Origin of the sequence: Variovorax sp. OV084 (assembly GCF_900111625.1) — a bacterium.
Taxonomy (GTDB): Bacteria; Pseudomonadota; Gammaproteobacteria; order Burkholderiales; family Burkholderiaceae_C; genus Variovorax.
This window is the reverse complement of sequence record NZ_FOII01000019.1, coordinates 69,776-93,498: the sequence shown is the minus strand read 5'-3', so window position 1 is coordinate 93,498 and position 23,723 is coordinate 69,776. Positions and strand designations below refer to the sequence as shown.

Genomic DNA, 23,723 nt, shown 5'->3' with positions numbered 1-23,723 from the left:
TTTTGGACCAGGTGCTCTTGATCACGGGCGGCGGCCGCGGCATCGGCGCCGCCACCGCCCTGCTCGCCGCGCAGCGCGGCTATGCGGTGGCCGTCAACTACGCCAGCAATTCGCTGGCCGCCGACGAGGTGGTGCGCACCATCCGCGCAAACGGCGGCGCCGCCATGGCGGTGCAGGCCGATGTGGGCGACGAGGCGCAGGTACTAGCCATGTTCCAGAAGGTCGACGCCAGGTTCGGCCGTCTCACGGCGCTGGTCAACAACGCCGGCGTGGTCGACGTGCAGGCGCGCGTCGCCGACATGAGCGTGGCGCGGCTGGAGCGCATGTTCCGCATCAACGTGATCGGCAGCTTCATCTGCGCGCGCGAGGCCGTGCGACGCATGAGCACCAAGTACGGCGGCACGGGTGGCGCCATCGTCAACATTTCCAGCGGCGCTGCGCGGCTGGGTTCGCCCGACCAGTACGTCGACTACGCCGCCAGCAAGGGCGCCATCGACACCTTCACCATCGGCCTGGCCAAGGAAGTGGCCGCCGAAGGCATCCGCGTCAACGCGGTGCGCCCCGGCCTGATCGACACCGAGATCCACGCCTCCGGTGGCATGCCCGACCGCGCCTCCGACCTCGCGCCCACCGTGCCCATGCAGCGCACCGGCAGCGCCGACGAGATCGCCGGCGCCATCCTGTGGCTGCTCTCGCCCGAGGCCAGCTACACCACCATGGCCCTGCTCGACGTCACCGGAGGTCGCTGACCATGAGCACCTCCATGGACCTGATCAAGCCGCTGGTGACGCTGGTGGCCATCGTCAACCCGCTGGCCATCGTGCCCTTCTTCATCCACTACACGCAGGGCTACAGCGACGCGCAGCGCCGCCACACGGTGCGCATGTCGGCCTTCAGCGCGTTCGTGGTCATCGCGGTGAGCGCGCTGCTGGGCCTGCAGCTGCTGTCCTTCTTCGGCATTTCCATCGCGAGCTTCCAGGTCGGTGGCGGCCTGCTGCTGCTCATGAGCTCTCTGTCGATGCTCAACGCCCAGCCGGCCGAGAGCAAGACCAACGTCGAGGAGCTGCGCGCCACCGAGGTGAAGGCGTCGATGGGCGCGTCGATCGCGGTGGTGCCGCTCACCATTCCGCTGCTCACCGGCCCGGCCACCATCTCCACCGTGGTCATCTACGCCGACAAGGCGCAGCACCTGTGGGAGCTTGCAATTCTGGTGGGCTATGGCGTGGTGGTGGCGCTGGCCACCGCCCTGGCCTTCTCGCTCGCGCAGCCGATCGCGCGTGTGCTCGGCAAGACCGGCATCAACATCATGACGCGGCTGATGGGGTTGATCCTCGCCGCGCTCGCGGTCGAGGTGATGGCCGACGGCCTGGGCAAGCTGTTCCCGATCCTGAACAAGATCGGCTGAGCATCAAGCCAGCCGGCTCAGGCCAGCATCTTCTCGATGATCTTCCAGTGCGCCGGCTCCACCGGCGTGATCGACAGCCGGTTGCCCTTGCGCAGCACGATCAGCTCGGCCAGCTCCGGCCTGGCGCGCAACTCGGGCAGCGCCAGCAGCCGCGTCTTGCGCACCGCCTGCACGTCCACCAGCAGCCAGCGCGGATCGTCCTTCTTCGAGCCTGCGTCGTAGTAGGGCGACTTCGCGTCGAACTGCGTCGGATCGGCCTTGATGCCCGAGGCCACTCGCGCAATGCCGGCAATGCCCGGCTCCGGGCAGCTCGAGTGATAGAACAGCACGCCGTCGCCGACCTTCATGCCGTCGCGCATGAAGTTGCGTGCCTGATAGTTGCGCACGCCGGTCCACGCCACAGTGGCGCCGGGCGCGGCGAGTGCATCGTCGATCGAGACCTCGTCGGGCTCGGATTTCATCAACCAGTAATTGGGCATGGTCCCGTCATGGTGTCACATAGTCCGAAACCACGACCCACTTGCCGTCTTTGATCTGCGACAGGCGTGACTGGTCGTTGCCCAGGCGCTTGGTGGCCGTGTAGCTGCTCTTCGGGCTGCCGAACATGTCGGGCTCGAAGGTCATGCTGTCCATGGCCTTGATGAAGCTGTCGGTCGTGAGGTTCGGGCCGGCCTTGGTCGCCGCCTTGATGAACGAATCGATGATCACGTAGCCGTACACCGAGAACACCGTCGGGTCTTCGTTGAACTTGGTCTTGTACTTGTTGGCCCAGAAACGCAGCGGCTGCGACTGCTCGTCGGTGTAGGGGTTCTGCACCGTCATGGTGGCGTAGACGCCGTCCATCGCCTTGCCGCCCAGCTTGTGGATCAGGTCGGTGTAGGACGCGCTCGAACCCAGGAATGTCGGGTTGAAGCCGGTCTTGCGCGACTCGCCCACGGTGCCGATGGTCTCGCGGATGATGGTGCCGAGCACCACGAGGTCGCAGTTGGCTGCCTTCATCTTCGCGACCTGCGAGCTGAAGTCGGTGGCGCCGCGCTTGAACGAGGTTTTCTCGGCCAGCTCCATGTTCGCGGCCTTCAGGCCCGCCTCTGCGCCGCGCTGCACCTCGAGCCCGAACTCGTCGTCCTGGTAGATGGTGCAGACCTTCTTGGCGCCCTTGTCCTTGATCATCTTCGGCAGGGCCAGGCGGATCTGGTCGTAGTAGGTGGCCGCGAACGAATACTTCAGCCGGTTCAGCGGCTCGTACATTTCGCGCGCCGCGGTAATGGGCATGAAGTTGACGACGTTCTTGTCGAACTGCACCGGCATCGCCGCCATGTTCTGCGCCGTGCCGATGTGGCCGGCCATGATGAAGATCTTTTCCTGGTTCACCAGCTTCTGTGCGGCCAGCACCGCCTTCTTCGGGTCGTAGCCCGAGTCTTCGACGAACAGCTTGAGCTTGCGGCCGTTGAGGCTGCCCTGCTCGTTGAGCTCGTCCACCCGCAGCTGCATGCCGTTGCGCGCCTGCTTGCCGAAGCCCGCGAGCGGACCCGACAGGTCCTGGATGGTGCCGATGCGGATCTCGTCCTTGCTCACGCCCTGCTGCTGAGCGGACGCAAGCGTCGCGATCAGGCCCAGCACGGCCAGCGTCGTCAGTGTCGTCAGTGTCTTGAGCTTCATGCGGTTGTCTCCTCGGGTTGACGGAAAAAACGAATCACCGGTACATGGCTTCTATGCGCTCGGCGTACTTGGTCTGCACCAGCTTGCGCTTGAGCTTCATCGTGGGCGTGAGCTCCTCGTCCTCGGCGCTGAGCTGCGTTTCGAGCAGAAAGAACTTCTTGATCTGCTCGACGCGCGCGAACCTGGCGTTGACGCGATCGATCTCGCCCTGGATCAAATCCTGCACTTCCTTCGTGCGCGTCAGGCTCTCGTAGTTGCTGAACGGCACGTCGTGGTCCTGCGCAAACTTCTCGACGTTCTCCTGGTCGATCATGACGATCACCGTGAGGTAGGGCTTCTTGTCGCCGATGACCACGGCATCGGTGATGTAGAGGCTGAACTTGAGTTCGTTCTCCAGCTCGCTCGGCGTCACGTTCTTCCCACCCGCCGTGATGATGATGTCTTTCATCCGGTCGGTGATGCGGAAATACCCGTCCTCGTCCATCACGCCCACGTCGCCGGTGTGCAGCCAGCCTTCGGCGTCGATGGTCTCGGCGGTCTTCTCGGGCAGGTTGAGGTAACCCATGAAGACATTGGGGCCGCGCACCAGGATTTCGCTGGTGGCAGCGTCGATGCGCACCTCGTTGTAGCCCGTGGCCGGCCCGATCGAGCCCGGCTTGATGCGCGTGGCCGGCACGGCGGTAGAAGCGCCGCACGACTCCGTCATGCCCCACACCTCCAGCATCGGCACGCCGAGCGCGAGGTACCACTTGACCAGCTCGGGCGAAATGGGCGCCGCGCCCGTCACCAGGAAGCGCGACCGGTGAATGCCGATGAGCTTGCGCGCGTTGTCCAGCGCCAGCACGCGCGCCAGCCTGAACTTGAACTTCAGCACCGGGCCGACGTCTTCGCCCGCCAGCACGCGATTGGCGATCTCCTCGCCCACGCCAATGCTCCACTTGTAGGCCGCCTGCTGCAGCGGGCTGGCTTCCTTCAGCGCGATCATCACGCCCGAATAGAACTTCTCCCACACACGCGGCACTGCCGTGAACACGGTGGGCGCGATCTCGCGCACGTTCTCGGGCACCGTCTCGGGGTTCTCGACAAAGTTGAGGATCGAGCCGGTATACATCGCGAAGTACTCGCCGCCCATGCGCTCTGCGATGTGGCACAGCGGCAGGAAGCACATGCGCTCGTCCCTCTCGTCCTGCGCGATGAGCGTGTTGTAGCCGCGCGCGGTGTACACCAGACCAGCATGGCTGTGCATAGCGCCCTTGGGCTTGCCGGTGGTGCCCGAGGTGTAGACGAGGATGGCGAGGTCTTCGGGCCGGCAGGCGGCCACCGTGCGCTCGACAGCCTGCGGGTCTGCGGCCAGGTGCGCGCGGCCGAGGGTGCGCAGCGCGTCGAGGCTCATCACCGCCGCATCGTCGAGATCGCGCAGGCCTTCCATGTCGAACACGATCACGCAGCGCAGGCCCGGCAGGCCGGCGCGCACCTCGAGCGCCTTGTCGAGTTGCTCGTCGTCTTCAACGAAGAGCACGGTGGTGCGCGAGTCTTCGCAAAGATAGTGCACCTGCGAAGCCGCGTCGGTCGGATAGATGCCGTTGGACACACCACCGCAGCTGAGCACGGCCAGGTCGGCGAGCACCCATTCGATGACGGTGTTCGACAAAATCGACGCGCACTCGCCCGGCGCAAAGCCGATGGCCTGCAGCCCGGCCGCGATCTCGCGCACCGCGTCGGCCGTCTGGTGCCAGCTCCAGCTGCGCCAGATGCCCAGCTCCTTCTGCCGCATCCAGATGTTGTCGCCGCGCTGCTTCACGGCATTCCAGAACATCGCGGGAATGGTGTCGCCGGGCACGACGATGTCGAGCCGGGGTTCGAATGTGTTGAGTTCCCAGAGTCCTTGCATGGTGGCTACCTCCAGGTCTTTTTCTTTTTCCAGCGCCGCTCGCCGCGCACGCCGTCATCTTTCACGCCGAGGTAGAACTCCTTGATGTCTTCCTTCTCCCTCAGGCGTTCGCAGGAGTCTTCCATCACGATGCGGCCGTTCTCGAGCACGTAGCCATGGTCGGCCGCGTTGAGCGCCATGTTGGCGTTCTGCTCGACCAGCAAGATCGTGGTGCCACGCTCGCGGTTGATGCGCACGACGATCTCGAAGATCTCCTTCGTCAGCTTCGGGCTCAGGCCAAGGCTGGGCTCGTCCAGAAGAATGAGGTGCGGCGCGGCCATGATCGCGCGCGAGATGGCCAGCATCTGTTGCTGGCCACCCGACAGCAGGCCCGCGTCCTGCGTGGCCCGTTCGCGCAGGATCGGGAAGTAGGTGTAGACCGTCTCCATGTCGCGCGCCACGCCGTCGCGGTCCTTGCGAGTGTAGGCGCCCATCAGCAGGTTGTCCTTCACCGACAGCAGCGGAAACACTTCGCGGCCTTCGGGCACGTGGCTCAGGCCCTGCTGCACGATGTAGGCCGGGTCTTTGGCGGTGATGTCCTTGCCCTGGAATTCGATGCTGCCTTTTCTCGGGTCGATGATTCCGGAGATCGTCTTCAGGATGGTTGTCTTGCCTGCGCCGTTCGAGCCCAGGACGGTTGCTATCTCGCCCTGCCTTACTTTCAGGCTCACGCCTCTTATTGCCTTGATGGGGCCGTAGGCGCTCTCTACGTTGAGGAGCTGGAGTACGGCGTCGCTCATTTTTTCGCCCCTTCGGCCGGGGAGCGGCGTTGGAGCCCCTGTCCCCCGCGGGCCGACGTCACCGGCCCTTCGGGCTTCCCTGCGCTGCTCACGACGGGCGGGGTCTCGCAGAACTCGCTTCGCTCAAACAGCTGCGAGCCCTGATCCGCCCGTCGCTGCGCTGCTCGGCGGTGCCTCAACGGCCCGCGGGGGACAGGGGCCCCAACGCCGTGGGCACGCTCAGTGCACTTCCACCTCCGGCCAAGCCCGGTGTGCGGTGCGGTGTGGGCGCCCCCTCTGTGCCGCTGAGGAGCGCAGCTTTCCGGGGACAAGGGCCCGCCCTTGTTTGAGCGAAGCGAGTTTGGGCGGGACCCCGCGGAAGGCGAGCACCGCAAGGGAGCCCGAAGGGCCGGCATAGTGGGGGCGACCGCGCCGCACCGCATACCGGGCGCCCCCAAGGAGGTAGCGAACGAAGCACTCATACCGCCGCCCTCCTCAAACTGCTCACGTCATCCACGGTCCCCAGATAAGCCTCGACAACACGCGGATCAGCCTGCACCTCGCGAGGCGACCCAGTGACCAACACTTCGCCCATATTCATCGCCAGCACGCGATCAGAAACTTTGGAAACAAGCGACATGTCGTGCTCGACCATCAGCACGGAAACACCCAGCTCATGCTGAATGTCCTGAATCCAGAACGCCATGTCTGCCGTCTCCTCCACATTGAGGCCAGACGACGGCTCATCGAGCAGCAGCAACTTCGGCTCCGTGCACAACGCACGCGCCAATTCGACGACCTTGCGAACGCCGTAAGGCAACCCCGCTACCATCGAATCGCGATGGTGCTGAAGGTCCAGCAGCTCGATCACCTGCTCCGCCTTCTCGCGCGCAGCAATCTCCGCGCGCCGGGTAGCGGGCGTGAAGAACACCTCGCTCCAGAACCCCGTCTGCCGGTGCGTGTGGCGACCGATCAGCAGGTTGTGCAACACCGTCGCGTGCTCGAACAACTCGATGTTCTGGAAAGTACGCGCAATGCCCAGCGCAGCAATCGCATGTGGCGCCTGCTGCGTCAGCGCAATCGGGCCGCCCTCCTCGCCATGCCACGTGATCTCGCCCGTGGTCGGCGTGTAGATGCGGCTGATCAGGTTGAACACCGTCGTCTTGCCCGCGCCGTTCGGGCCGATCAGCGTGAACACCTCACCACGCCGCACGTCGAAGCTCACCTTGTTGACCGCCAGCACACCGCCGAAGCGCACGCTCAGCTCTTTCGCGGAGAGAAGAATGTCGCCGTTCATCGCAACCGGTCCGACTTGGTGAACGACTTCTGCCGCTTGAACAGCCCCCTGCGGTAGAACGGAAACAGCTGCAGCCAGGTGCGGATCTTCAGCCAGCGTCCGTACAGCCCCAGCGGCTCGAACAGCACGAAGGCGATCAGCACCACGCCATACACCAGACCCTGCAACCCCGGCGCCTGGCCGATGACCGCCGGCAGCCAGTCCTTGCCAATGGAGATCAGCTGCGGCATCGCGATCAGGAAGATCGCCCCCAGGAACGCGCCGTGCACCGAACCGAGCCCGCCGATCACCACCATCAGCAGCAGGTCGATGGACTGCAGGATGCTGAACTGGTCCGGCGAGATGAAGCTGAGCTTGTGCGCATACAACGCCCCGCCCAGCCCCGCGAGCGCGGCCGAGATCGCGAACGACATCGTCTTGTAGCGCGCGAGGTGAATGCCCATGCTCTGCGCCGAAATTTCCGAGTCACGAATCGCGACGAAGGCCCGCCCCGTCGGCGAGCGCAGCAGGTTCAGGATGCCCAGCGTGCTCAGCACCGCCACCACCAGGCACAGAAAGTAGAACCCGTCGCCCGAGCCCAGCGACCAGCCGAAGAGCTGCGGCGACTTCACGTGCAGCCCCGCATTGCCGCCCGTCACGCTCTCCCACCGCGCGAACACTTCCTCGACGATGAAGCCGAACGACAGCGTCGCAATGCCGAGGTAGATGCCCTTCACGCGCAACGCCGGCAGCGCGACCACCACGCCCACCGCCGCCGACAACGCAGCAGCCGCCACCAGCGCCAGCGGAAACGGCACGCCGAGATTCGTCAGCACGCCCTGCGTGTACGCACCCGTGCCGAGGAACGCCGCATGCCCGATGGAAAACTGCCCCGTGAAACCGGCCAGCAGCATCAGCCCCAACCCGACGATGCCGTAGATCAGCACGAAGGTCAGCTGCGCCAGCCAGTACTCGTCGATGACCCACGGCGCGACGATGAGGAACGCAATGAGCAAGCCATACCAGAACACATGCCCACCGTGGCGCGCGAGGCGGATGTCCTGGTCATAGCTGGTCTTGAAGATGAAGCGCATATGAGACTTACACCTTCTTGCGCAGCTTCTCGCCGAACAGACCGTTCGGCTTGATCATGAGCATCAGCAGCACCACGATGTACGGCGCCGTGTCCTTGAAACCGTCGGGCAGGTAGAAGCCCGCGAACGACTCGACGATGCCGATCACCAGCCCGCCGACGATGGCACCCGGCAGGCTGCCGAAGCCTCCCACCACCGCCGCCGGAAAAGCCTTCAGCCCGATGAAGCCCATGTTCGCGTGCACGAAGGTGATGGGCGCCAGCAGCATGCCCGCAATGGCCGCGACCGCTGCCGCGAGCCCCCACACCAGCCCGTTGAGCCGCTTCACCGGAATGCCCATGTAGTAGGCCGCCAGCTGGTTCTGCGACGAGGCCTGCATCGCGATGCCCAGCTTGCTGTAGCGGAACATCGCGAACAGCAGCCCGCACAGGATGGCCGTGGCGATGATGATCGCCAGCTGCTCCAGGTTGACCACCAGCTCGCCCAGCTTCCAGATCTGGTCCTTGTAGGGCACGGCCAGTGTGTGGGTTTCGGTGCCGATGCCCGGCACCATGGTGATGAGCCCGCGCGCCACGTAGGCGATGCCGATGGTCAGCATCACGATGGAGAACTGCGGCTGCCCGAGGATGGGCCGTATCACCACCAGTTCGAGCAGCACACCGAAGGCCGCCATCGCCACCACAGCGAAGATCGCCGCGAGCCAGAACGGCATGCCGAACAGCGACATGCCGGCGAACGCGCCGAAGGCACCGAGCATCATCAGGTCGCCCTGCGCGAAGCTCACCGTCTCGGTGGCCTTGTAGATCAGCACGAAGCCCAGCGCGATCAGGCCGTAGATGCAACCTTGCGCAATGCCCGACAGCAGGAGTTGAAGGATCTGCATGGGGCCCCTGCGCCGCGCCTACTGCCTGAAGCCGCCGGCCGCGTCGTGCAGCGCAAGGCGGCGCGAGCCGGCCACGATGTCGCTGGGCTTGAGGCCGTAGACCTGGCGGATCGAGTGGCTGAAGTGCGTCGAGTCGGGGTAGCCGGTGTCGAGCGCGATGTCGGTCAGCGTGCTGCCCTGTTGCACGTAGCGCAGCAGGCTGCGCGCACGCTTCCATGCGCGGAAGGCGCGAAAGGCCATGCCCGTTTCCTGCTTGAACAAGTGCAGGAAGCGCGAGAACGACAAGTGCACCGAGGCTGCGCACTCCTCGGCCGACATCGGCGTCGCGGGGTCGGCGTTGATGGCGTCGGCCACCTTGCGGATGCGCGCATCGAGCGCGCGCGGCGCCAGCGCTTCGCCGAAGAACATCGCATCGAAGTCGAAGCCCTCGAAGCTCATGCCGCGCGCCGAGGCCGCCAGCAGGTGCGCATGGGCCTCTCGCAAGCGCTGCACGAAGGCCGGTGCCTCGACCGGGCCGCAGTGCTGCAAAAAGGCCGGCATGCGCGCGGGATCGACCGACTCCGACTCGATCAGCAGGTTGAAGATCAGCGGGTGCGCGCTCTCCACCTGGTGCAGCACGTGCGGCGGCACCACGATGAATTCACCAGTCATCCACGCCCCGCCGCCGATGCGGATGCGGTTGGGCGGCGCGCCGGCGGGCGACACGTACACGCCGTGCCCGCCCATCGTGCGCTCGGCGGCGGCGCCGAGCAGGCCGGCATAGAACACGCGATGCGGCGTGAGCCACATCAGGCGTTCCCCCTGCCGTGCGGCGCCGCGCTCGGGCGGCGTCGTCCTCGTTCGCTGCATGGTGTTTGTCTCCTGCATCGGTGGACTGCCACTGCGGGGTGGCGTCTTTGTTGGCTGGATCGTAGCGGCGCGAGCCGCCCGCGCGATATCGATTTGCGCGGGGACTTTCCCTAGGCCGGTGCCAGTGCGCGGCGCAGTTCGGCGGCGCAGAGCGCCACAGCGGTGTTGGCCTCGTCGAGCACCTTGCCCATGGGCACGAAGCCATGGATCTGGCGCTCGAAGCACACGTACATGGCGCGGTTGCCCGCAGCCGTGAGCGCCTCCGCATAGGCCAGCCCTTCGTCGCGCAGCGGGTCGTAGCCGGCCGTGAGCACCAGTGCGGGCGGCAGCTTCGACAGGTCGGTATGCAACAGCGGCGAGGCGCGCCAGTCGAGGTCGTGCGCCGGGTCGGTGATGTAGTGGTCGTGGAAGTAGCGGATGGTGTCTGCCGTCAGCAGGTAGCCCTGGCCGTTCGTCTGGTGCGAGGCATGGCCGCGCCGCATGTCGGTGGCCGGGTAGATCAGCAGCTGGAAGGCAATGGGCAGGTCGCCGGCATCGCGCGCGGCGATCGACACCACCGCCGCGAGGTTGCCGCCGGCGCTGTCGCCGCCGACTGCGAGCCGGCTCGCATCGAGCCCCAGCGCCGCGGCCTCGCGGCGCACCCACCGGGTAGCGGCCAGCACGTCGTCGACGGCGGCGGGAAAGCGGTGCTCCGGGCCCATGCGGTAGTCAACCGCGACGACAGCGCAGCCCGCGCCGTTGGCCAACTCGCGGCACAGCACGTCGTGCGTGTCGAGGTCGCCGATGACCCAGCCCCCGCCGTGGTAGTACACCAGCACCGGCAGCGGACCGGCGCCGGAACCCAGGGGGCGGTACAGCCGCACCGGGATGGTGCCGTGCGGGCCGTCGGCGGCCAGGTCGCGCACCTCGGCCACTTCGGCCGGCAGCGGCTGCGTGGCGACGCGGCGTTCACGGTAGAAGGTCCGCGCGTCGGCGGGCGACAGGGTGTGCGTCGGCGGAATGCCGCGCGCCTCGATGAAGTCGAGCAAGGCGCGAGCCTGGGGGTGCAGCATGGTGTCTCCGGTGGAACCACTCGACCATGCCCGCGCCGTTGCGGCGCGGCTTGCGAAAACTGGCTATGCCTTGCGCGGCTTCACGCGCGAGGCGGCTTCCTTGGCGAGCTTGCGGGCCGTGTCGATGTCGGCCGCGTGCACCAGCGCCACGCCCATGCGGCGCTTCAGGAAGCTCTCCGGCTTGCCGAACAGGCGGATGTCGCTGCCGGGCACCTGCAGCGCCTCGGCCACGCCGTCGAAGGCGATGCCGGTGGCGTCCACGCCACCGTAGATCACCGCGCTGGCACCCGGGCTCTTGAGGGAGGTGTCCACCGGCAGGCCGAGGATGGCGCGCGCATGCAGCTCGAACTCGTTCTGCCACTGCGTGGCCATGGTGACCATGCCGGTGTCGTGCGGGCGCGGGCTGACTTCGCTGAACCAGACTTCGTCGCCCTTCACGAACAGCTCGACGCCGAAGAGGCCTTGGCCACCGAGGTCGGCCGTCACGGCCTGTGCGATCTGCTGCGCCTTCTGCAGCGCGGCGGGCGCCATGGGATGCGGCTGCCAGCTTTCCACATAGTCGCCGCTCACCTGCACGTGGCCGATGGGGTCGCAGAACTGCGTCTGCACAGCACCGCCGGCATCCTTGGCGCGCACGGTAAGCAGCGTGATCTCGTAGTCGAAGTCGATGAAGCCCTCGACGATCACGCGGCCATGGCTCACGCGGCCGCCGGCCATGGCGTAGTCCCAGGCCTTCTGCACGTCGGCGGGGCCGTCGATCTTGCTCTGGCCCTTGCCGGAGCTGCTCATCACGGGCTTGACGATGCAGGGGTAGCCAATACCTTTCCCGTCCGCGCCATCGATGGCCGCCTGCAGCTCGGCCAGCGAGTCGCAGAACTTGTAGGGGCTGGTCGGCACACCCAGCGTTTCGGCGGCCAGGCGGCGGATGCCTTCTCGGTCCATCGTCAGGCGGGCGGCGCGGGCCGTGGGAATCACGCGCACCACGCCGGCGTCTTCGAGCTGCTGCAGCATGGGCGTGGCGATGGCCTCGATCTCCGGCACCACCAGCGTGGGCTTCTCGGCCTCGATCAGCGCTTTCAGCTGCTCGGGGTCGCTCATGGTGATGGTGCGCGCGTGGTGCGCCACCTGCTGGCCGGGGGCGTTCTCATAGCGGTCGACGGCAATGGTCTCGACGCCGAGGCGCTGCAGGGCGATCAGCACCTCCTTGCCTAGTTCGCCGGAGCCCAGGAGCATCACGCGGGTTGCAGAGGGGGAAAGGGGGGTGCCGAGGGTGGTCATGGTCGGAGGGTCGAAAAGAGCGGGAAAACGAGCAGGGAAAAGCAACCGCCGCACTGTAAGCCACCGGCGGGCCGCCGGTGTCGCACACGGCAACGGCGCGGCTGCGGGGCTGCTTCACAATCGATGTTTTGCCGTGGCGCCAGCTGCGTGCACGCCCTTTTTGTTTTCTTCAAGGAGTTCTCTCATGGCTATCCAGACTGTCGGCATCATCGGTGCCGGAACGATGGGCAACGGCATCGCGCAGGCCTGCGCGGTGGCCGGCGTGAAGGTGGTGATGGTCGACATCGCCCAGGCGGCGGTCGACAAGGGCCTGGCCACCGTGTCGGGCAGCCTCGACCGCCTGATCAAGAAAGAAAAGCTCACCACCGAGCAGAAGACCGCCGCGCTGGCGCTGATCCAGGGCTCGACCAACTACGAAGACCTGAAGAGCGCGCAGCTGGTGATCGAGGCCGCCACCGAGAACCACGCGCTCAAGCTCAAGATCCTCAAGCAGGTCGACGACATGCTGGCGCCCGAGGTGATCATCGCGTCGAACACCTCGTCGATCTCGATCACGCAACTGGCGGCCGCCACCTCGCGCCCCGACCGCTTCATCGGCATGCACTTCTTCAACCCGGTGCCGATGATGGCGCTGGTGGAGCTGATTCGCGGCTACCTCACGAGCGACGCCACGCACGACGCGGTGAAGGCGCTGGCCGAGACGCTCGGCAAGTCGCCGATCACGGTGAAGAACGCGCCGGGCTTCGTGGTCAACCGCATCCTGGTGCCGATGATCAACGAGGCCTTCTTCGTGCTGGCCGAGGGCATCGCCACGGCGGAAGACATCGATGCCGGCATGAAGCTGGGCTGCAACCAGCCCATCGGCCCGCTGGCGCTGGCAGACATGATCGGCCTGGACGTGTGCCTGGCCGTGATGGAGGTGTACCTGGAGCAGTTCGGCGATTCCAAGTACCGCCCCTGCCCGCTGCTGAAGGAAATGGTCGCCGCCGGCCAGCTGGGCCGCAAGACGGGCCGCGGCGTCTACACGTACTGAGCCGCGCAGCCATAACAACAACACGGAGACAAGACCGATGACTGCGACCCCCACCACCCCACCGGCAGAAGGCTGCATCGACACCCAGGTGCTCGACCACGTGCTGCTGATCGGCATCAACCGCCCCGCCAAGCGCAACGGCTGGACGCCGCCGATGTTCAAGCAGCTGGCCGAGGCCTACACCCGGCTCGACGACGACCCGAACCTGCGCGTGGGCGTGCTGCATGCCTTCGGCGACCACTTCACGGCGGGCCTCGACCTGCCGGCGGTCACCGAGTACATGAAGCGCGGCGAGAAGGCCATTCCAGCCGGCATGGTGGAGCCGCACGACTTCGGCCTGCCCGACTACCGCCGCCGCACCAAGCCGATGGTGGTGGCGGTGAAGGGCATCTGCTTCACGGTGGGCATCGAGCTGATGCTGGGCGCCGACATCGTGGTGGCGGCCGACAACTGCCGCTTCTCGCAGATGGAAGTGCAGCGCGGCATCATGGCCACGGGCGGCGCCACGCTGCGCATGGCCGAGCGCGCGGGCGTGGGCAACGCGATGCTGCATCTGCTGACGGCAGATGAGTTCGACAGCGCCGAGGCCTATCGCCTCAACTTCGTGCAGAAGGTGGTGCCGGCCGGGCAGGAGCTCGATGCGGCGCTGGCCATTGCGCAGCGCATCGCGGCACAGGCACCGCTGGCGGTGGTGGCCACGCGGCTCAATGTGATCAAGGCGGTCGAGCATGGGCCGCTGGCAGCGGTGTCGGAGTTCATCGAGACGCAGAAGCGCCTGTCGAACAGCGAGGACGCCGCCGAGGGCGTGCGCTCCTTCATCGAGCGCCGCCCGGCGCGATTCAGCGGCCGTTGATCCCCTTCTTCATCCAGAACAACAACATGTCACTCTTCATTCGCACGGCGCTTGCCGCCGCCTTCACCCTGCTCGCCGTGAACACAACCTCCGCCCAGACGCCCACGCCCCCCGCGCTGCCAGACCCCGCGGCCACCTCGGTCGATGCGCTGGGCTGGATGAAGGGCTTTCCGCCCGCGCCCGACAAGCTCATCACCTTCGACAACCCGGCCGGCGGCGTGTTTCCGCGCACGCGCTGGAGCTTCTCGCACGTGCGCGAGACGGTGCCCACCGCCAACGTGTGGCGCGGCAACGGCGCAGCAAGCCCGCTGCCGGCTGCAACGCCGCGCTTCGACATCGAGGCCGTCACTTTCAAGCCTCTTGGGAGTACAGGCAGTGAGCAAACGCTCAACTTCGCCCAGATGATCTCCGGCACCTACACCGACGGCATCCTGGTGCTGCACCGCGGCAAGGTGGTCTACGAGAAGTACTTCGGCGCCCTCACGGCCGAGCGCCCGCACATCGCGATGTCGGTCACCAAGTCCTTCGTGGGCACGCTGGCGGCCATCCTCGCGGACGAGGGCAAGCTGGACCCGGCCGCGTCCGTCACCAAGTACATCCCTGAGCTCAAGGACACCGCCTACGGCGACGCCACCGTGCGCCAGGTGATGGACATGACCGTGGGCGTGCACTACTCCGAGAACTACGCCGACCCCAAGGCCGAGATCTGGGACTACGCCCGTGCCGGCGGCATGCTCACCCAGGGCCAGAACTACAGCGGCCCCAAGTCGTTCTACGAATTCCTGGTCACGCTGAAGAAGGAAGGCGAGCACGGCGACGCGTTCGCCTACAAGACCGTCAACGCAGAAGTGCTGGCCTGGATCGTGCGCCGCGCCAGCAACCAGTCGCTGGCCGATCTGCTGAGCGAGAAGATCTGGCGCCGCATCGGCGCCGAGCAGGACGCGTATTTCATGGTCGACCGCATCGGCACCGAGTCGGGCGGCGGCGGTCTCAACACCGTGCTGCGCGACCTCGCGCGCTTCGGCGAGACCATGCGCAACGGCGGCCGTGCACCCAACGGGCAGCAGGCCATTCCGAAGGCGGTGGTGGAAGACATCCAGCGCGGCGGCGACCCGGCGAAGTTCGTGAAGGCCGGCTATCCGCTGCTCAAGGGCTGGTCGTACCGCGACATGTGGTGGGTGTCGCACAATCCGCACGGTGCATACATGGCGCGCGGCATCCACGGCCAGAGCATCTATGTGGACCCGAAGGCCGAGATGGTGATCGTTCGCTATGCGGCGCACCCGGTGGCGGCCAACGGCGCGAACGATCCGCTGACGCTGCCCGCGTTCCAGGCGATGGCCGAGGCGCTGATGCGCCCCTGAGCCTCAGGCGGCAGCCCGCTCGCGGGCAATGACCAGGAGCCCGTCCATGATCAGGCTCTCGACCAGCTCGAAGTGCCCGTTCATGACGGGCGCCATCTTCCAGCCCGCGCCGCCGGTCATATAGCAGGCCGGCTCCATGCCGCAGTGCGAGCGCACGTGCTGCACCATGCGTTCGACCGCGCCGGCAATGGCGTAGGTGCCGCCGCTGGTGAGCGCGTCGCTGGTGTTGGTGGGAAATTCGCGCACCTCGCCGGTGGGCACGTGCAGCCCCGCCGTGCCCGACTCCAGCGCACGCAGCATGATGCCGTGGCCCGGCAGGATCAGGCCGCCGAGGAACTTGCCTTCGGTGTCGATCGCCTCGACGGTCACGGCCGTGCCGATCAGCACCACCACCATCGGCCGCGGCGGCTGCCCGGGTCTCTCGGCCAGCATGCGGTGGCGCGCGCCGATCATCGCCACGAAGCGGTCGGCGCCCAGGCGCGTGGGATGGTCGTAGCCGTTGACGATGCCGGCCTCGCCAGCGCTGGGCATCACCCAGCGGGGAGTGCAGTCGAAGCGCTCGACGATCTGTTCTTCGGCGCGCCGCCGCACCGCGTCGCCGGCCACCACGCAGCCCAGCATGGAGCCGGGCGAAGGCAGGTCGGCCCAGGGGCCGTCGGCCAGCCGTTCGATGTGGTCGAGGAATTCGGCGCCCTGCGCCTGCAACGCGGCGCCGGGGCGGGCCGAGTCGTAGAGCGCCCATTTGAGGCGGGTGTTGCCGATGTCGATGGCGAGGAAGGGGGATGACATGCGCGGGATTATTGCGACTTTGTGTCTATTCCTGCTGGCGCGTCGCTGACACACGCGGCGTGGGCCTACGCCGGCCCTCGGTGTTCCGCCGCTACATTCGCCAATTCCATCCACCACCGCACAAGGAGAAAGCCATGGGATTGCTGAGTTTCATCAAGGAGGCGGGCGAGAAACTGTTCGGCGGATCGTCGGCGCAAGCTGCCACGCCCGACGCCAATGCGGCGGCAGCAGCCGCCATCAAGACCTACATCGAGACGCAGAACCTCGGCCTCACGGGCCTCGAGGTGACCTACACGGCCAGCAGCGGCGTGGTCACTCTTGCCGGCCAGGCGCCCTCGCAGGAAGCCAGCGAAAAAGCTTCGCTGGCCGCGGGCAACGTGGCGAACGTGACCAGCGTCGAGAACAACCTCGTCGCCCCGGCCGCGCCACCCGCGCAGTACCACGACGTGGTGAGGGGCGACACGCTGTCGGCCATCTCGAAGAAGTACTACGGCGATGCCAACAAGTACAACGCGATCTTCGAGGCCAACAAGCCGATGCTGACGCACCCGGACAAGATCTATCCGGGGCAGAAGTTGCGCATTCCTGCGCTGAGCTGATCTTTCGTTCTTCGATCGGCAAAAGGCCTACCGATTTCGGTGGGCCTTTTTTGTTTCTTTCCGGGGTGCGTGCGAATGACACCGGGTACTCCCCTCCGCGAATGTCCCCCGCCTTCGGCTCCTCCTTTATTTCGCTGCGAGGAGCACCCGGTGCCATTCGCACATGAGCGCGGTCGTAGTGCCGGCCGCACAAGCACTGCGCCCATCGATCACGTCGATGGGGTGCCTTGCGCAGCGAAATAAAGGAGGAGGCCGAAGGCCGGGGGACATTCGCGGAGCAAGGCACCCCGTCGGCGTGAGCGCGCCCCGAACAGGAATCCCTAGCTCTGCTTCCAGGGCAGCCCACGCTTGCGCCAGCCGCCAATCTGCCCACGATGCCCCTGCTCGTCCGGGTTCCCCTCGAAGCCTTCGAGGATGTTGTAGGCCTCAAGACCCAGTTCCGTCGCGCGCTTGGCGGCGGAGATGGAACGCACGCCGCTGCGGCACAGCAGCACCAGCTTCTTCTTGCCTTCGGCGGCGGCGCGGATGCCGTCGTCGAACGCGACGTTCATCGCCATGCCCGGCCATTGCTTCCAGGCCAGAGGCACGGCGCCGGGCACGTAGCCGACCCATTCGCGCTCGGCGTCGGTGCGCACGTCGACCAGCACGGCCTCGCCGCTGGCCATCCAATGCGCGGCCTGCTCGGGCGTCACGTCGCCGGCATAGCCTTTTTCCCCAACTGGTTCAGTCATTTCTCTGCGTCCTTCAAATGAATAGGGTTACTTCCCAGGCAGCGGCCGTCTTTACGTTGCCCAACGCCCTCGCCGGATGGTGGAATTTTTCACCAGTTCGTGAAAACCCTGTTTGTCACGTTTTCCTGCGCGCCAAAGATGCGGCTTGGACCTGCCAAACATAACTCCAAGGGGCGGGCAGGGTTTCTTCGTCATCAGAACTTGTTTGGAGAGAGACAACATGACAGACAGCAAATCACCCCGCCGCCGCAACCTCCTCAAGGGTGCAGCCGTGGCCGCAGGCGCCATGTCGGTGCCGATGGTCAGCGTGGCCCAGACCACATCCTTGCGCTTCCAGAGCACCTGGCCCGCCAAGGACATCTTCCACGAGTACGCCAACGACTTCGCCAAGAAGGTCAATGACATGGCTGGCGGGCGCCTCAAGATCGAAGTGCTGCCCTCGGGCGCCGTGGTGCCCGCCTTTCAGCTGCTGGAGGCGGTGAACAAGGGCACGCTCGACGGCGGCCATGGCGTGGTGGCCTACCACTACGGAAAGAACTCGGCGCTCGCGCTGTGGGGCTCGGGCCCGGGCTTCGGCATGGATGCCAACACCGTGCTGGCCTGGCACAACTACGGCGGCGGCAAGGCGCTGCTCGACGAGATCTACAAGAGCCTGAACATGGAAGTGGTGTCGTACCTCTACGGCCCGATGCCCACGCAGCCGCTGGGCTGGTTCAAGAAGCCGGTGGCCAAGGTCGAGGACATGAAGGGCCTGAAGTTCCGCACCGTCGGGTTGGCGGTCGACATGTTCACCGAGATGGGCACGGCGGTGAACCCGCTGCCCGGCGGCGAGATCGTGCCCGCGCTGGACCGCGGGCTGATCGACGCGGCCGAGTTCAACAACGCGTCGAGCGACCGCACGCTGGGCTTCCCCGACGTGGTGAAGAACTGCATGCTGCAGAGCTTCCACCAGTCGGGCGAGCAGTTCGAGGTGCTGTTCAACAAGGGCAAGTACAGCGCGCTGTCGCAGGAGCTGCGCTCGATCATCGACTACGCGGTGCAGGCCGCGAGCGCCGACATGAGCTGGAAGGCGGTGCAGCGCAACTCGCAGGACTATGCCGACATGAAGAAGGCCGGCATCAAGTTCTACAAGACGCCCGACGCGGTGCTGCGCGCGCAGCTCGCGGCCTGGGACAAGACCGTGGCGAAGAAGGCCGAGGAGAACCCGCTGTTCAAGAAGGTGCTGGAGTCGCAGCGAGTGTTCGCCGAGCGCGCACTGCAGTGGCAGAACGACTACGGCGTCGATTTCAAGATGGCCTACAACCACTACTTCAGTAAAAAGAAGGCCTGAAGAATCTCTCGGTGACAGTTCGCTCCGGCCACACGGAACGCTCCGGATGGCTGGCTTTCCGATGCGTGCTTTGCTGTTTTCCCGTGCCTTCATGACCATCCAACGCTTCCTCCACACCGTCGACCGGTTCAGCATGGTCGTGGGCAAGACCTTCTCGTGGCTCATCGTGGCGCTGATGCTGCTGGTGTGCGGCGAGGTGTTCAAGCGCTATGCGCTCAACGCGCCCACCGCCTGGATCTTCGACGCCAACAACATGCTCTACGGCACGCTCTTCATGATGGGCGGCGCCTACACGCTCTCACAGGCCGGCCATGTGCGCGGCGACTTCTTCTACGGCAGCATGAAGCCGCGCACGCAGGCCGCGCTCGATCTCGTGCTGTTCGCGCTCTTCTTCCTGCCCGGCGTGGTGGCGCTCACCTGGTCGGGCTGGACCTACTTCGGCGAATCGCTGGCGATGCACGAGCAGACCTTCAATGCCGACCCGATTCCGGTGTACCCGTTCAAGTTCGTGATTCCCGTGGCCGGCGCGGTGCTGCTGCTGCAGGGCATCGCGGAGATGGTGCGCTGCGCGCTGTGCCTGAAGACCGGCGTGTGGACGCCGCGCCTGAAGGACGCGGAAGAAATGGACGTGGTCGGCGAGCAGCTCGCCGGCAGCAGCTACGTCGATGAAGCCGACAAGCGCGAGGTGATCGACAAGGCCAAGGCCATCGAGCAGGCCGCGCAGCAGCGCAAGAGCGACACGACTGGAGGTGCGGCATGAGCGAACCCGCACTCGGCCTCCTGATGCTTGGGCTGATCGTGGTCGTGATCATGCTGGGCTTTCCCACGGCGTTCACGCTGATGGGGCTGGGCATGTTCTTCGGCTTCATCGCCTTCTACGACCCTGCCTCGCCCTGGCTCGACAACAAGGTCTTCGACCTGATGGTGCAGCGCGCCTTCGGCGCCATGACCAACGAGACGCTGCTCTCGATACCGCTGTTCGTGCTGATGGGCTACGTGATGGAGCGCGGCGCGCTGGTCGACAAGATGTTCCACAGCGTGCAGCTCGCGTTCCGCCGCGTGCCGGGTTCGCTGGCGGTGACCACGCTGATCGTCTGCACCTTCTGGGGCATCGCCAGCGGCCTGGTCGGCGCGGTGGTGGTGCTGATGGGCGTGATCGCGATGCGGCCGATGCTCAACGCGGGCTACGACACGCGGCTCGCGGCTGGCGTGATCACCGCGGGCGGCACGCTCGGCATTCTCATTCCGCCCTCGGTGATGATCATCGTGTACGCGGCAGTGGCCGGGCAGTCGGTGGTCAAGCTCTATGCGGCTGCCATGTTCCCGGGCTTCTTCCTCGCATTTCTCTACCTGCTCTACGTGATCGGCTGGGCGCTGCTGCAGCCGAAGGTGGCGCCCAAGCTGCCGCCCGACCAGCAGCGCGCGCCGGTCACGCCGTGGGTTGCGCACATTGCGGCGAGCTATTCGCCGCGCATGCTGCCGGCGCTGTTCGCGGCCGTGGTGTCGCCCGCGCGTGCTATGCGCGGCGCGGCGGAAGGCGTGCGCATCACCTGGTGGCTGCTGCTGCGCAGCCTGCTGAATGCGCTGGTGCCGCTGGCGCTCGCAGTTGCGACGCTGGGCTCGGTGTGGTGGTACGTGACTATCTACTCGCAGAAGGACAACAACGCACCGACGGTCGCGGAGCAACAGGCGACGCAGAAGGCCGAAGCCCCGGCCGCTGCTGCATCGCCCGAGGCCTCCGGCACCGGGCTCGCTGAACCACCCACGTCCGACGAGCCGAAAGAGTCTGCATCGGAAGGCGGCCTGCAGGAGCCTCCCGGCGGTGTCGAGGAACCACCCGGCAGCGAGGCCCCTTCAGCGCCGCCTGCTGCGGAAGGCGGCCTGCAACAACTAGGCGAAGCCGTCGATGCACCGAAAACCGCCGCAGTGCCCGAAGCCTTCTACACAGGCTTCCTGCTGGCCAGTCTCTTCACGCTCGCGCTGCTCTCCTGGTACTACTGGCGCATGGACGCGGAGCAATTCGAGATCCTGCGCATGCTGGTGTCGTCGGTGATGCCGCTGGCCACGCTGACGCTGGTGGTGCTGGGCGTGATCTTGTTCGGCATCACCACCGCCACGGAGTCGGCCGCGGTCGGTGCGGCCGGCGCCTTTCTCATGGCATGGCAGGCCGGCACGCTCGACTTCAAGAAGACCAAGGAGGCCGTGTTCCTCACGCTCAAGACCACGTCGATGGTCTGCTGGCTGTTCGTGGGCTCGGCGCTGTTCTCGGCGGTGTTCGCGCTGCTGGGCGGCCAGCGCATCATCGAAGAGTGGGTGATGGGCATGAACCTCACACCGCTGCAGTTTCTGCTGCTGTCGCAGGCAATCATCTTCGTGCTGGGCTGGCCGCTGGAGTGGACCGAGATCATCGTGATCTTCGTGCCCATCTTCCTGCCGCTGCTCGCGCACTTCCAGATCGACCCGTTGCTGTTCGGCGTGCTGGTGTTCGTGAACCTGCAGGCGGCATTCCTCTCGCCGCCGGTGGCGATGTCGGCCTTCTACCTGAAGGGAGTGTCGCCACCGCACGTGACGATCAACCAGATCTTCGCGGGGATGATGCCGTACATGCTGATCGTGATCCTGTGCATGGTGTTCATGTACATCTGGCCGGGGCTGACGTTGTGGCTGCCGCAGTATCTGTACGGTTGAAGGCCGACGCCGGTGGGCGGCGGCGACCAGAGCCTGCGCGACGCTGGCTCAGCGCCGCCGCTCCACATACGGCCGCGCCTGCAACAGCACGATGCGGTCGCCCACGGTGGCCCACTCGATGTCCTGATCGACCGCGTTGAACGTTCGCTTCACGGCCGCGCCCACGTTGGCAAGCCGCACCACCAGCTCGTCCGTAAGCACGTTGCGCCCCACCTCCACCGGCACCTCTTTCACCCCGCCTTCCTTGTCGAGCTGCAACGAGGTTTCTTCGGCCGAGCGGCTCAGCACCTGGATAGCCTTCGACCAGCTCGAATACATCACCTGCTCCGCCACGCGCTGCCCTTCGACCACGCGGATGCCGATGCCGCGCTTGGCCGAGATGTAGGTGACATGCGGATGCCCCGCGTCGAAGGGGTCGCGCGTGATCATCACGCCGGCGTTGGTCGAGTCGATGGCGGTCTGCACGAACACGCCCATCAGCACCGACTCTGCGCCGAAGCCCGCGGCGCTGCGGGCTTCCCAGGCTTCGGGGTTGAAGACCGAGGCCCAGACCTTCTTCACCGCAACTTCGAGCGCGTCGCCGGTCTTGACGTTGGGCACCGTGGTGTAGAGCCCCGCGCCGCTGAAGCCGGGCAGGTCTTCGGAGTTGGACGAACTGCGCACGAACACGCCACTACCGCCCAGCTGCGACTGCCACGCGGCACGCCATGCCGCCGCGGTGGCAGCATCGACAGGCCATTGCACGATCTCGTCGCGCAACTGCGCCAGCGCCTTCTGGCGGAGCTTCGGATCGCTTGAGAAGCCGGGCTGCTGCTGCATGCGCGCGATGCGCTCGGCCAGGCCGTTGGCGCGCATGAAGCGGTCGTAGTACGCGAACGGAATGCAGAAGCCGTCGGGCACCGAGGTGCCCGGAATGTGCGCGGCCAGCATGGCACCGAGGTTCGCGGCCTTGGTGCCGCACTGCGCGTTGTTGCGCGCGCGCAGTGACGCCAGCGGCAGCAGGCGGGTTTCGCGCAGGTCGGGCTTGACGGCGCGCGCGCTGCCGGGCGTGGCGCCGGTGGACGCTGTGCGCACGGCGCGCGGTGGCAGCGCCGCGATCTCTTCAGGCGTGAGGCGGCGCACCTGGTAGCCCGAGGCAGCCACCTTCAACGCGACCCATTGGCCCGCGTGCGCCTTCAGCACCGTGGCGGCGTCGCGCACATAGGCGTTCGGAATGCCCCAGCCCTTGGCCAGCAGGTTGACGTGCGAGAGCGCGGTCGAGGGCCGTTCGGTCAGCACGCCCGCCACCGGCGGCAGGCTGATAGGCACCTGCCGCAGCACGGCGATGTCGTCGGGCAGCAGCGCGTTGATGCCCGATTCATCATCCACGATGCGCACGCGGCCGGTGGCGGTGCCCAGGTTCATCGGCAAAAAAGGCTGCTCGCGGATCAGCGCCTCCTGGCTCACGGAGTCGATGCCGGCTTCCTTCGCCACGCGCTCGTGCAGCGTGGAGTTGGTCTTGAACTTCACGGGCGCGAAGAAGCTGGCCTTGACCTGCTCGTCGGCCTGCCGCAGCAGCGCCGCGGTGAGCCGGTCGCCCTCCCAGAACTCGTAGGTGAAGGTGCCGATGTTCTGCTGCCAGCTCAGCGTGCCGAACAGGAAGCAGCGGTCGGGCACGAGGTAGTTGCGGTCGATCTCGCGCTTGGCGGTGCTCGGCACCAGCCGGGTGTCGCGCAGGAAGCGCACGTGCAGCTGGTAGCGCGGCGTGTCGATGTAGTACATGCGCGCCGGCCTGGCCTGCCGGTCGATGGCGAACAGAACGTGTGCGAGCTGCATGGGCGTGCCGGCGTCATAGACGCGCGCCATCTGGTCGAAGTCGCCCTGGCTGCGCAGCGCGGGCAGCGACGACGGCACCGAAGGGCGCGGCACGAGCTGCGCGGCCGGGCCTTCGGGCTGCGGCTGGTTCTGCTGCTGGTAATAAGACGGCTTGCGCGCCAGCTGGGCAATGGCAGTCGCGGGAATGGCTGCAAGGGTTGCTGCGGCCACCAGGCACAGCGCAGTCACGCTATTGTTTCGGGAGCGCGCGACGCTCGTGGGGCATGCGTTTTTCTGGTTTTTCATGGGTATCCCTCCTTACAGCCGGTTGCCGATTGCACGCGCGCTTCACCAAGCAGTGGGCAGGCGGTGACAGCGGCAGCGGATTCTCGCGCGT

22 protein-coding genes are annotated in these 23,723 nt (G+C 66.4%); 9 read left to right on the top strand and 13 right to left on the bottom strand.

What is annotated here, in order from left to right; genetic code table 11:
- Positions 1 to 2 precede the first annotated feature (2 nt).
- On the top strand, positions 3 to 749 hold the full coding sequence (locus tag BMW87_RS29435; RefSeq protein ID WP_093058715.1) for an SDR family oxidoreductase: 747 nt from the start codon (positions 3 to 5) through the stop codon (positions 747 to 749).
- 2 nt (positions 750 to 751) lie between these two features.
- Entirely contained in the window at positions 752 to 1,405 is a 654-nt protein-coding gene (locus BMW87_RS29430; protein ID WP_093058714.1) for a MarC family protein, read from the top strand.
- A gap of 17 nt (positions 1,406 to 1,422) precedes the next feature.
- Here the strand turns inward: BMW87_RS29430 and BMW87_RS29425 are convergent, their stop codons facing one another.
- From BMW87_RS29425 to purT, 10 genes are all read right to left on the bottom strand, one after another.
- A complete protein-coding gene (locus BMW87_RS29425) occupies positions 1,423 to 1,884 on the bottom strand; it encodes an EVE domain-containing protein (protein ID WP_093081055.1) in 462 nt (153 codons plus the stop codon).
- Between the two features lie 7 nt (positions 1,885 to 1,891).
- Entirely contained in the window at positions 1,892 to 3,064 is a 1,173-nt protein-coding gene (locus BMW87_RS29420; RefSeq protein WP_093081052.1) for an ABC transporter substrate-binding protein, read from the bottom strand.
- A 34-nt stretch (positions 3,065 to 3,098) separates the two neighbouring features.
- On the bottom strand, positions 3,099 to 4,955 hold the full coding sequence (locus BMW87_RS29415) for an AMP-dependent synthetase/ligase (RefSeq protein WP_093058711.1): 1,857 nt from the start codon (positions 4,953 to 4,955) through the stop codon (positions 3,099 to 3,101).
- A 5-nt stretch (positions 4,956 to 4,960) separates the two neighbouring features.
- The gene (locus tag BMW87_RS29410) at positions 4,961 to 5,734 is read right to left on the bottom strand and encodes an ABC transporter ATP-binding protein (protein WP_093058710.1); all 774 of its coding nucleotides are present in this window, start codon (positions 5,732 to 5,734) and stop codon (positions 4,961 to 4,963) included.
- A gap of 457 nt (positions 5,735 to 6,191) precedes the next feature.
- Positions 6,192 to 7,010 (bottom strand): ABC transporter ATP-binding protein, encoded by an 819-nt coding sequence (locus BMW87_RS29400; protein ID WP_093081047.1) that lies wholly within the window; start codon positions 7,008 to 7,010, stop codon positions 6,192 to 6,194.
- Positions 7,007 to 8,083, bottom strand: a complete 1,077-nt coding sequence (locus BMW87_RS29395; RefSeq protein WP_093058708.1) for a branched-chain amino acid ABC transporter permease — start codon at positions 8,081 to 8,083, stop codon at positions 7,007 to 7,009. The genes BMW87_RS29400 and BMW87_RS29395 overlap by 4 nt, the downstream gene beginning before the upstream one ends.
- 7 nt (positions 8,084 to 8,090) lie before the next feature.
- Positions 8,091 to 8,966 carry a branched-chain amino acid ABC transporter permease gene (locus BMW87_RS29390; protein ID WP_093058707.1) on the bottom strand — a complete coding sequence of 292 codons (876 nt, stop codon included), beginning with the start codon at positions 8,964 to 8,966 and terminating at the stop codon, positions 8,091 to 8,093.
- 18 nt (positions 8,967 to 8,984) lie between these two features.
- Positions 8,985 to 9,815, bottom strand: coding sequence for a helix-turn-helix domain-containing protein (locus BMW87_RS29385; RefSeq protein ID WP_093058737.1), 831 nt, complete (start codon positions 9,813 to 9,815; stop codon positions 8,985 to 8,987).
- Positions 9,816 to 9,925: 110 nt separating this feature from the next.
- Positions 9,926 to 10,867, bottom strand: a complete 942-nt coding sequence (locus tag BMW87_RS29380) for an alpha/beta hydrolase (RefSeq protein WP_093058706.1) — start codon at positions 10,865 to 10,867, stop codon at positions 9,926 to 9,928.
- Positions 10,868 to 10,930: 63 nt separating this feature from the next.
- The gene (purT, locus tag BMW87_RS29375; RefSeq protein WP_093081045.1) at positions 10,931 to 12,145 is read right to left on the bottom strand and encodes a formate-dependent phosphoribosylglycinamide formyltransferase; all 1,215 of its coding nucleotides are present in this window, start codon (positions 12,143 to 12,145) and stop codon (positions 10,931 to 10,933) included.
- Positions 12,146 to 12,329: 184 nt separating this feature from the next.
- Here purT and BMW87_RS29370 point away from each other — a divergent pair, with 184 nt between their 5' ends.
- From BMW87_RS29370 to BMW87_RS29360, 3 genes are read left to right on the top strand one after another with little or no spacing between them, the layout of a single operon-like run.
- The gene (locus tag BMW87_RS29370) at positions 12,330 to 13,178 is read left to right on the top strand and encodes a 3-hydroxybutyryl-CoA dehydrogenase (protein ID WP_093058704.1); all 849 of its coding nucleotides are present in this window, start codon (positions 12,330 to 12,332) and stop codon (positions 13,176 to 13,178) included.
- Positions 13,179 to 13,215: 37 nt separating this feature from the next.
- Entirely contained in the window at positions 13,216 to 14,031 is an 816-nt protein-coding gene (locus BMW87_RS29365) for a crotonase/enoyl-CoA hydratase family protein (protein WP_093081042.1), read from the top strand.
- A gap of 26 nt (positions 14,032 to 14,057) precedes the next feature.
- Positions 14,058 to 15,395 carry a serine hydrolase domain-containing protein gene (locus tag BMW87_RS29360; RefSeq protein WP_093081088.1) on the top strand — a complete coding sequence of 446 codons (1,338 nt, stop codon included), beginning with the start codon at positions 14,058 to 14,060 and terminating at the stop codon, positions 15,393 to 15,395.
- A 3-nt stretch (positions 15,396 to 15,398) separates the two neighbouring features.
- Here BMW87_RS29360 and BMW87_RS29355 read toward each other — a convergent pair whose 3' ends face one another.
- The gene (locus BMW87_RS29355) at positions 15,399 to 16,184 is read right to left on the bottom strand and encodes a type III pantothenate kinase (RefSeq protein ID WP_093081040.1); all 786 of its coding nucleotides are present in this window, start codon (positions 16,182 to 16,184) and stop codon (positions 15,399 to 15,401) included.
- Between the two features lie 134 nt (positions 16,185 to 16,318).
- Between BMW87_RS29355 and lysM the strand changes: the two genes are divergently transcribed.
- Positions 16,319 to 16,783, top strand: a complete 465-nt coding sequence (lysM, locus tag BMW87_RS29350) for a peptidoglycan-binding protein LysM (protein ID WP_093058701.1) — start codon at positions 16,319 to 16,321, stop codon at positions 16,781 to 16,783.
- A gap of 320 nt (positions 16,784 to 17,103) precedes the next feature.
- On the opposite strand, the gene BMW87_RS29345 is transcribed toward lysM, so the two are convergent.
- Positions 17,104 to 17,514, bottom strand: a complete 411-nt coding sequence (locus tag BMW87_RS29345) for a rhodanese-like domain-containing protein (RefSeq protein ID WP_093081038.1) — start codon at positions 17,512 to 17,514, stop codon at positions 17,104 to 17,106.
- A 220-nt stretch (positions 17,515 to 17,734) separates the two neighbouring features.
- On the opposite strand from BMW87_RS29345, the gene BMW87_RS29340 reads away from it, so the two are divergent.
- From BMW87_RS29340 to BMW87_RS29330, 3 genes are all read left to right on the top strand, one after another.
- Positions 17,735 to 18,844, top strand: coding sequence for a TRAP transporter substrate-binding protein (locus tag BMW87_RS29340; RefSeq protein ID WP_093058699.1), 1,110 nt, complete (start codon positions 17,735 to 17,737; stop codon positions 18,842 to 18,844).
- Positions 18,845 to 18,935: 91 nt separating this feature from the next.
- Positions 18,936 to 19,604, top strand: a complete 669-nt coding sequence (locus BMW87_RS29335; protein ID WP_093058735.1) for a TRAP transporter small permease subunit — start codon at positions 18,936 to 18,938, stop codon at positions 19,602 to 19,604.
- A complete protein-coding gene (locus BMW87_RS29330) occupies positions 19,601 to 21,532 on the top strand; it encodes a TRAP transporter large permease (protein ID WP_093081035.1) in 1,932 nt (643 codons plus the stop codon). The genes BMW87_RS29335 and BMW87_RS29330 overlap by 4 nt, the downstream gene beginning before the upstream one ends.
- Positions 21,533 to 21,580: 48 nt before the next feature.
- Here the strand turns inward: BMW87_RS29330 and BMW87_RS29325 are convergent, their stop codons facing one another.
- The gene (locus tag BMW87_RS29325) at positions 21,581 to 23,632 is read right to left on the bottom strand and encodes a PEP/pyruvate-binding domain-containing protein (protein WP_093081033.1); all 2,052 of its coding nucleotides are present in this window, start codon (positions 23,630 to 23,632) and stop codon (positions 21,581 to 21,583) included.
- Positions 23,633 to 23,723 lie beyond the last annotated feature (91 nt).

What these genes read in the sequence shown, in the direction of transcription:
- BMW87_RS29430 (WP_093058714.1), top strand. Translation starts at nt 752, where the DNA reads ATGAGCACCTCCATGGACCTGATCAAGCCGCTGGTGACGCTGGTGGCC.
- BMW87_RS29425 (WP_093081055.1), bottom strand. Translation starts at nt 1,884, where the DNA reads ATGCCCAATTACTGGTTGATGAAATCCGAGCCCGACGAGGTCTCGATC.
- BMW87_RS29420 (WP_093081052.1), bottom strand. Translation starts at nt 3,064, where the DNA reads ATGAAGCTCAAGACACTGACGACACTGACGACGCTGGCCGTGCTGGGC.
- BMW87_RS29415 (WP_093058711.1), bottom strand. Translation starts at nt 4,955, where the DNA reads ATGCAAGGACTCTGGGAACTCAACACATTCGAACCCCGGCTCGACATC.
- BMW87_RS29410 (WP_093058710.1), bottom strand. Translation starts at nt 5,734, where the DNA reads ATGAGCGACGCCGTACTCCAGCTCCTCAACGTAGAGAGCGCCTACGGC.
- BMW87_RS29400 (WP_093081047.1), bottom strand. Translation starts at nt 7,010, where the DNA reads ATGAACGGCGACATTCTTCTCTCCGCGAAAGAGCTGAGCGTGCGCTTC.
- BMW87_RS29395 (WP_093058708.1), bottom strand. Translation starts at nt 8,083, where the DNA reads ATGCGCTTCATCTTCAAGACCAGCTATGACCAGGACATCCGCCTCGCG.
- BMW87_RS29390 (WP_093058707.1), bottom strand. Translation starts at nt 8,966, where the DNA reads ATGCAGATCCTTCAACTCCTGCTGTCGGGCATTGCGCAAGGTTGCATC.
- BMW87_RS29385 (WP_093058737.1), bottom strand. Translation starts at nt 9,815, where the DNA reads ATGCAGCGAACGAGGACGACGCCGCCCGAGCGCGGCGCCGCACGGCAG.
- BMW87_RS29380 (WP_093058706.1), bottom strand. Translation starts at nt 10,867, where the DNA reads ATGCTGCACCCCCAGGCTCGCGCCTTGCTCGACTTCATCGAGGCGCGC.
- purT (WP_093081045.1), bottom strand. Translation starts at nt 12,145, where the DNA reads ATGACCACCCTCGGCACCCCCCTTTCCCCCTCTGCAACCCGCGTGATG.
- BMW87_RS29370 (WP_093058704.1), top strand. Translation starts at nt 12,330, where the DNA reads ATGGCTATCCAGACTGTCGGCATCATCGGTGCCGGAACGATGGGCAAC.
- BMW87_RS29365 (WP_093081042.1), top strand. Translation starts at nt 13,216, where the DNA reads ATGACTGCGACCCCCACCACCCCACCGGCAGAAGGCTGCATCGACACC.
- BMW87_RS29360 (WP_093081088.1), top strand. Translation starts at nt 14,058, where the DNA reads ATGTCACTCTTCATTCGCACGGCGCTTGCCGCCGCCTTCACCCTGCTC.
- BMW87_RS29355 (WP_093081040.1), bottom strand. Translation starts at nt 16,184, where the DNA reads ATGTCATCCCCCTTCCTCGCCATCGACATCGGCAACACCCGCCTCAAA.
- lysM (WP_093058701.1), top strand. Translation starts at nt 16,319, where the DNA reads ATGGGATTGCTGAGTTTCATCAAGGAGGCGGGCGAGAAACTGTTCGGC.
- BMW87_RS29345 (WP_093081038.1), bottom strand. Translation starts at nt 17,514, where the DNA reads ATGACTGAACCAGTTGGGGAAAAAGGCTATGCCGGCGACGTGACGCCC.
- BMW87_RS29340 (WP_093058699.1), top strand. Translation starts at nt 17,735, where the DNA reads ATGACAGACAGCAAATCACCCCGCCGCCGCAACCTCCTCAAGGGTGCA.
- BMW87_RS29335 (WP_093058735.1), top strand. Translation starts at nt 18,936, where the DNA reads ATGACCATCCAACGCTTCCTCCACACCGTCGACCGGTTCAGCATGGTC.
- BMW87_RS29330 (WP_093081035.1), top strand. Translation starts at nt 19,601, where the DNA reads ATGAGCGAACCCGCACTCGGCCTCCTGATGCTTGGGCTGATCGTGGTC.
- BMW87_RS29325 (WP_093081033.1), bottom strand. Translation starts at nt 23,632, where the DNA reads ATGAAAAACCAGAAAAACGCATGCCCCACGAGCGTCGCGCGCTCCCGA.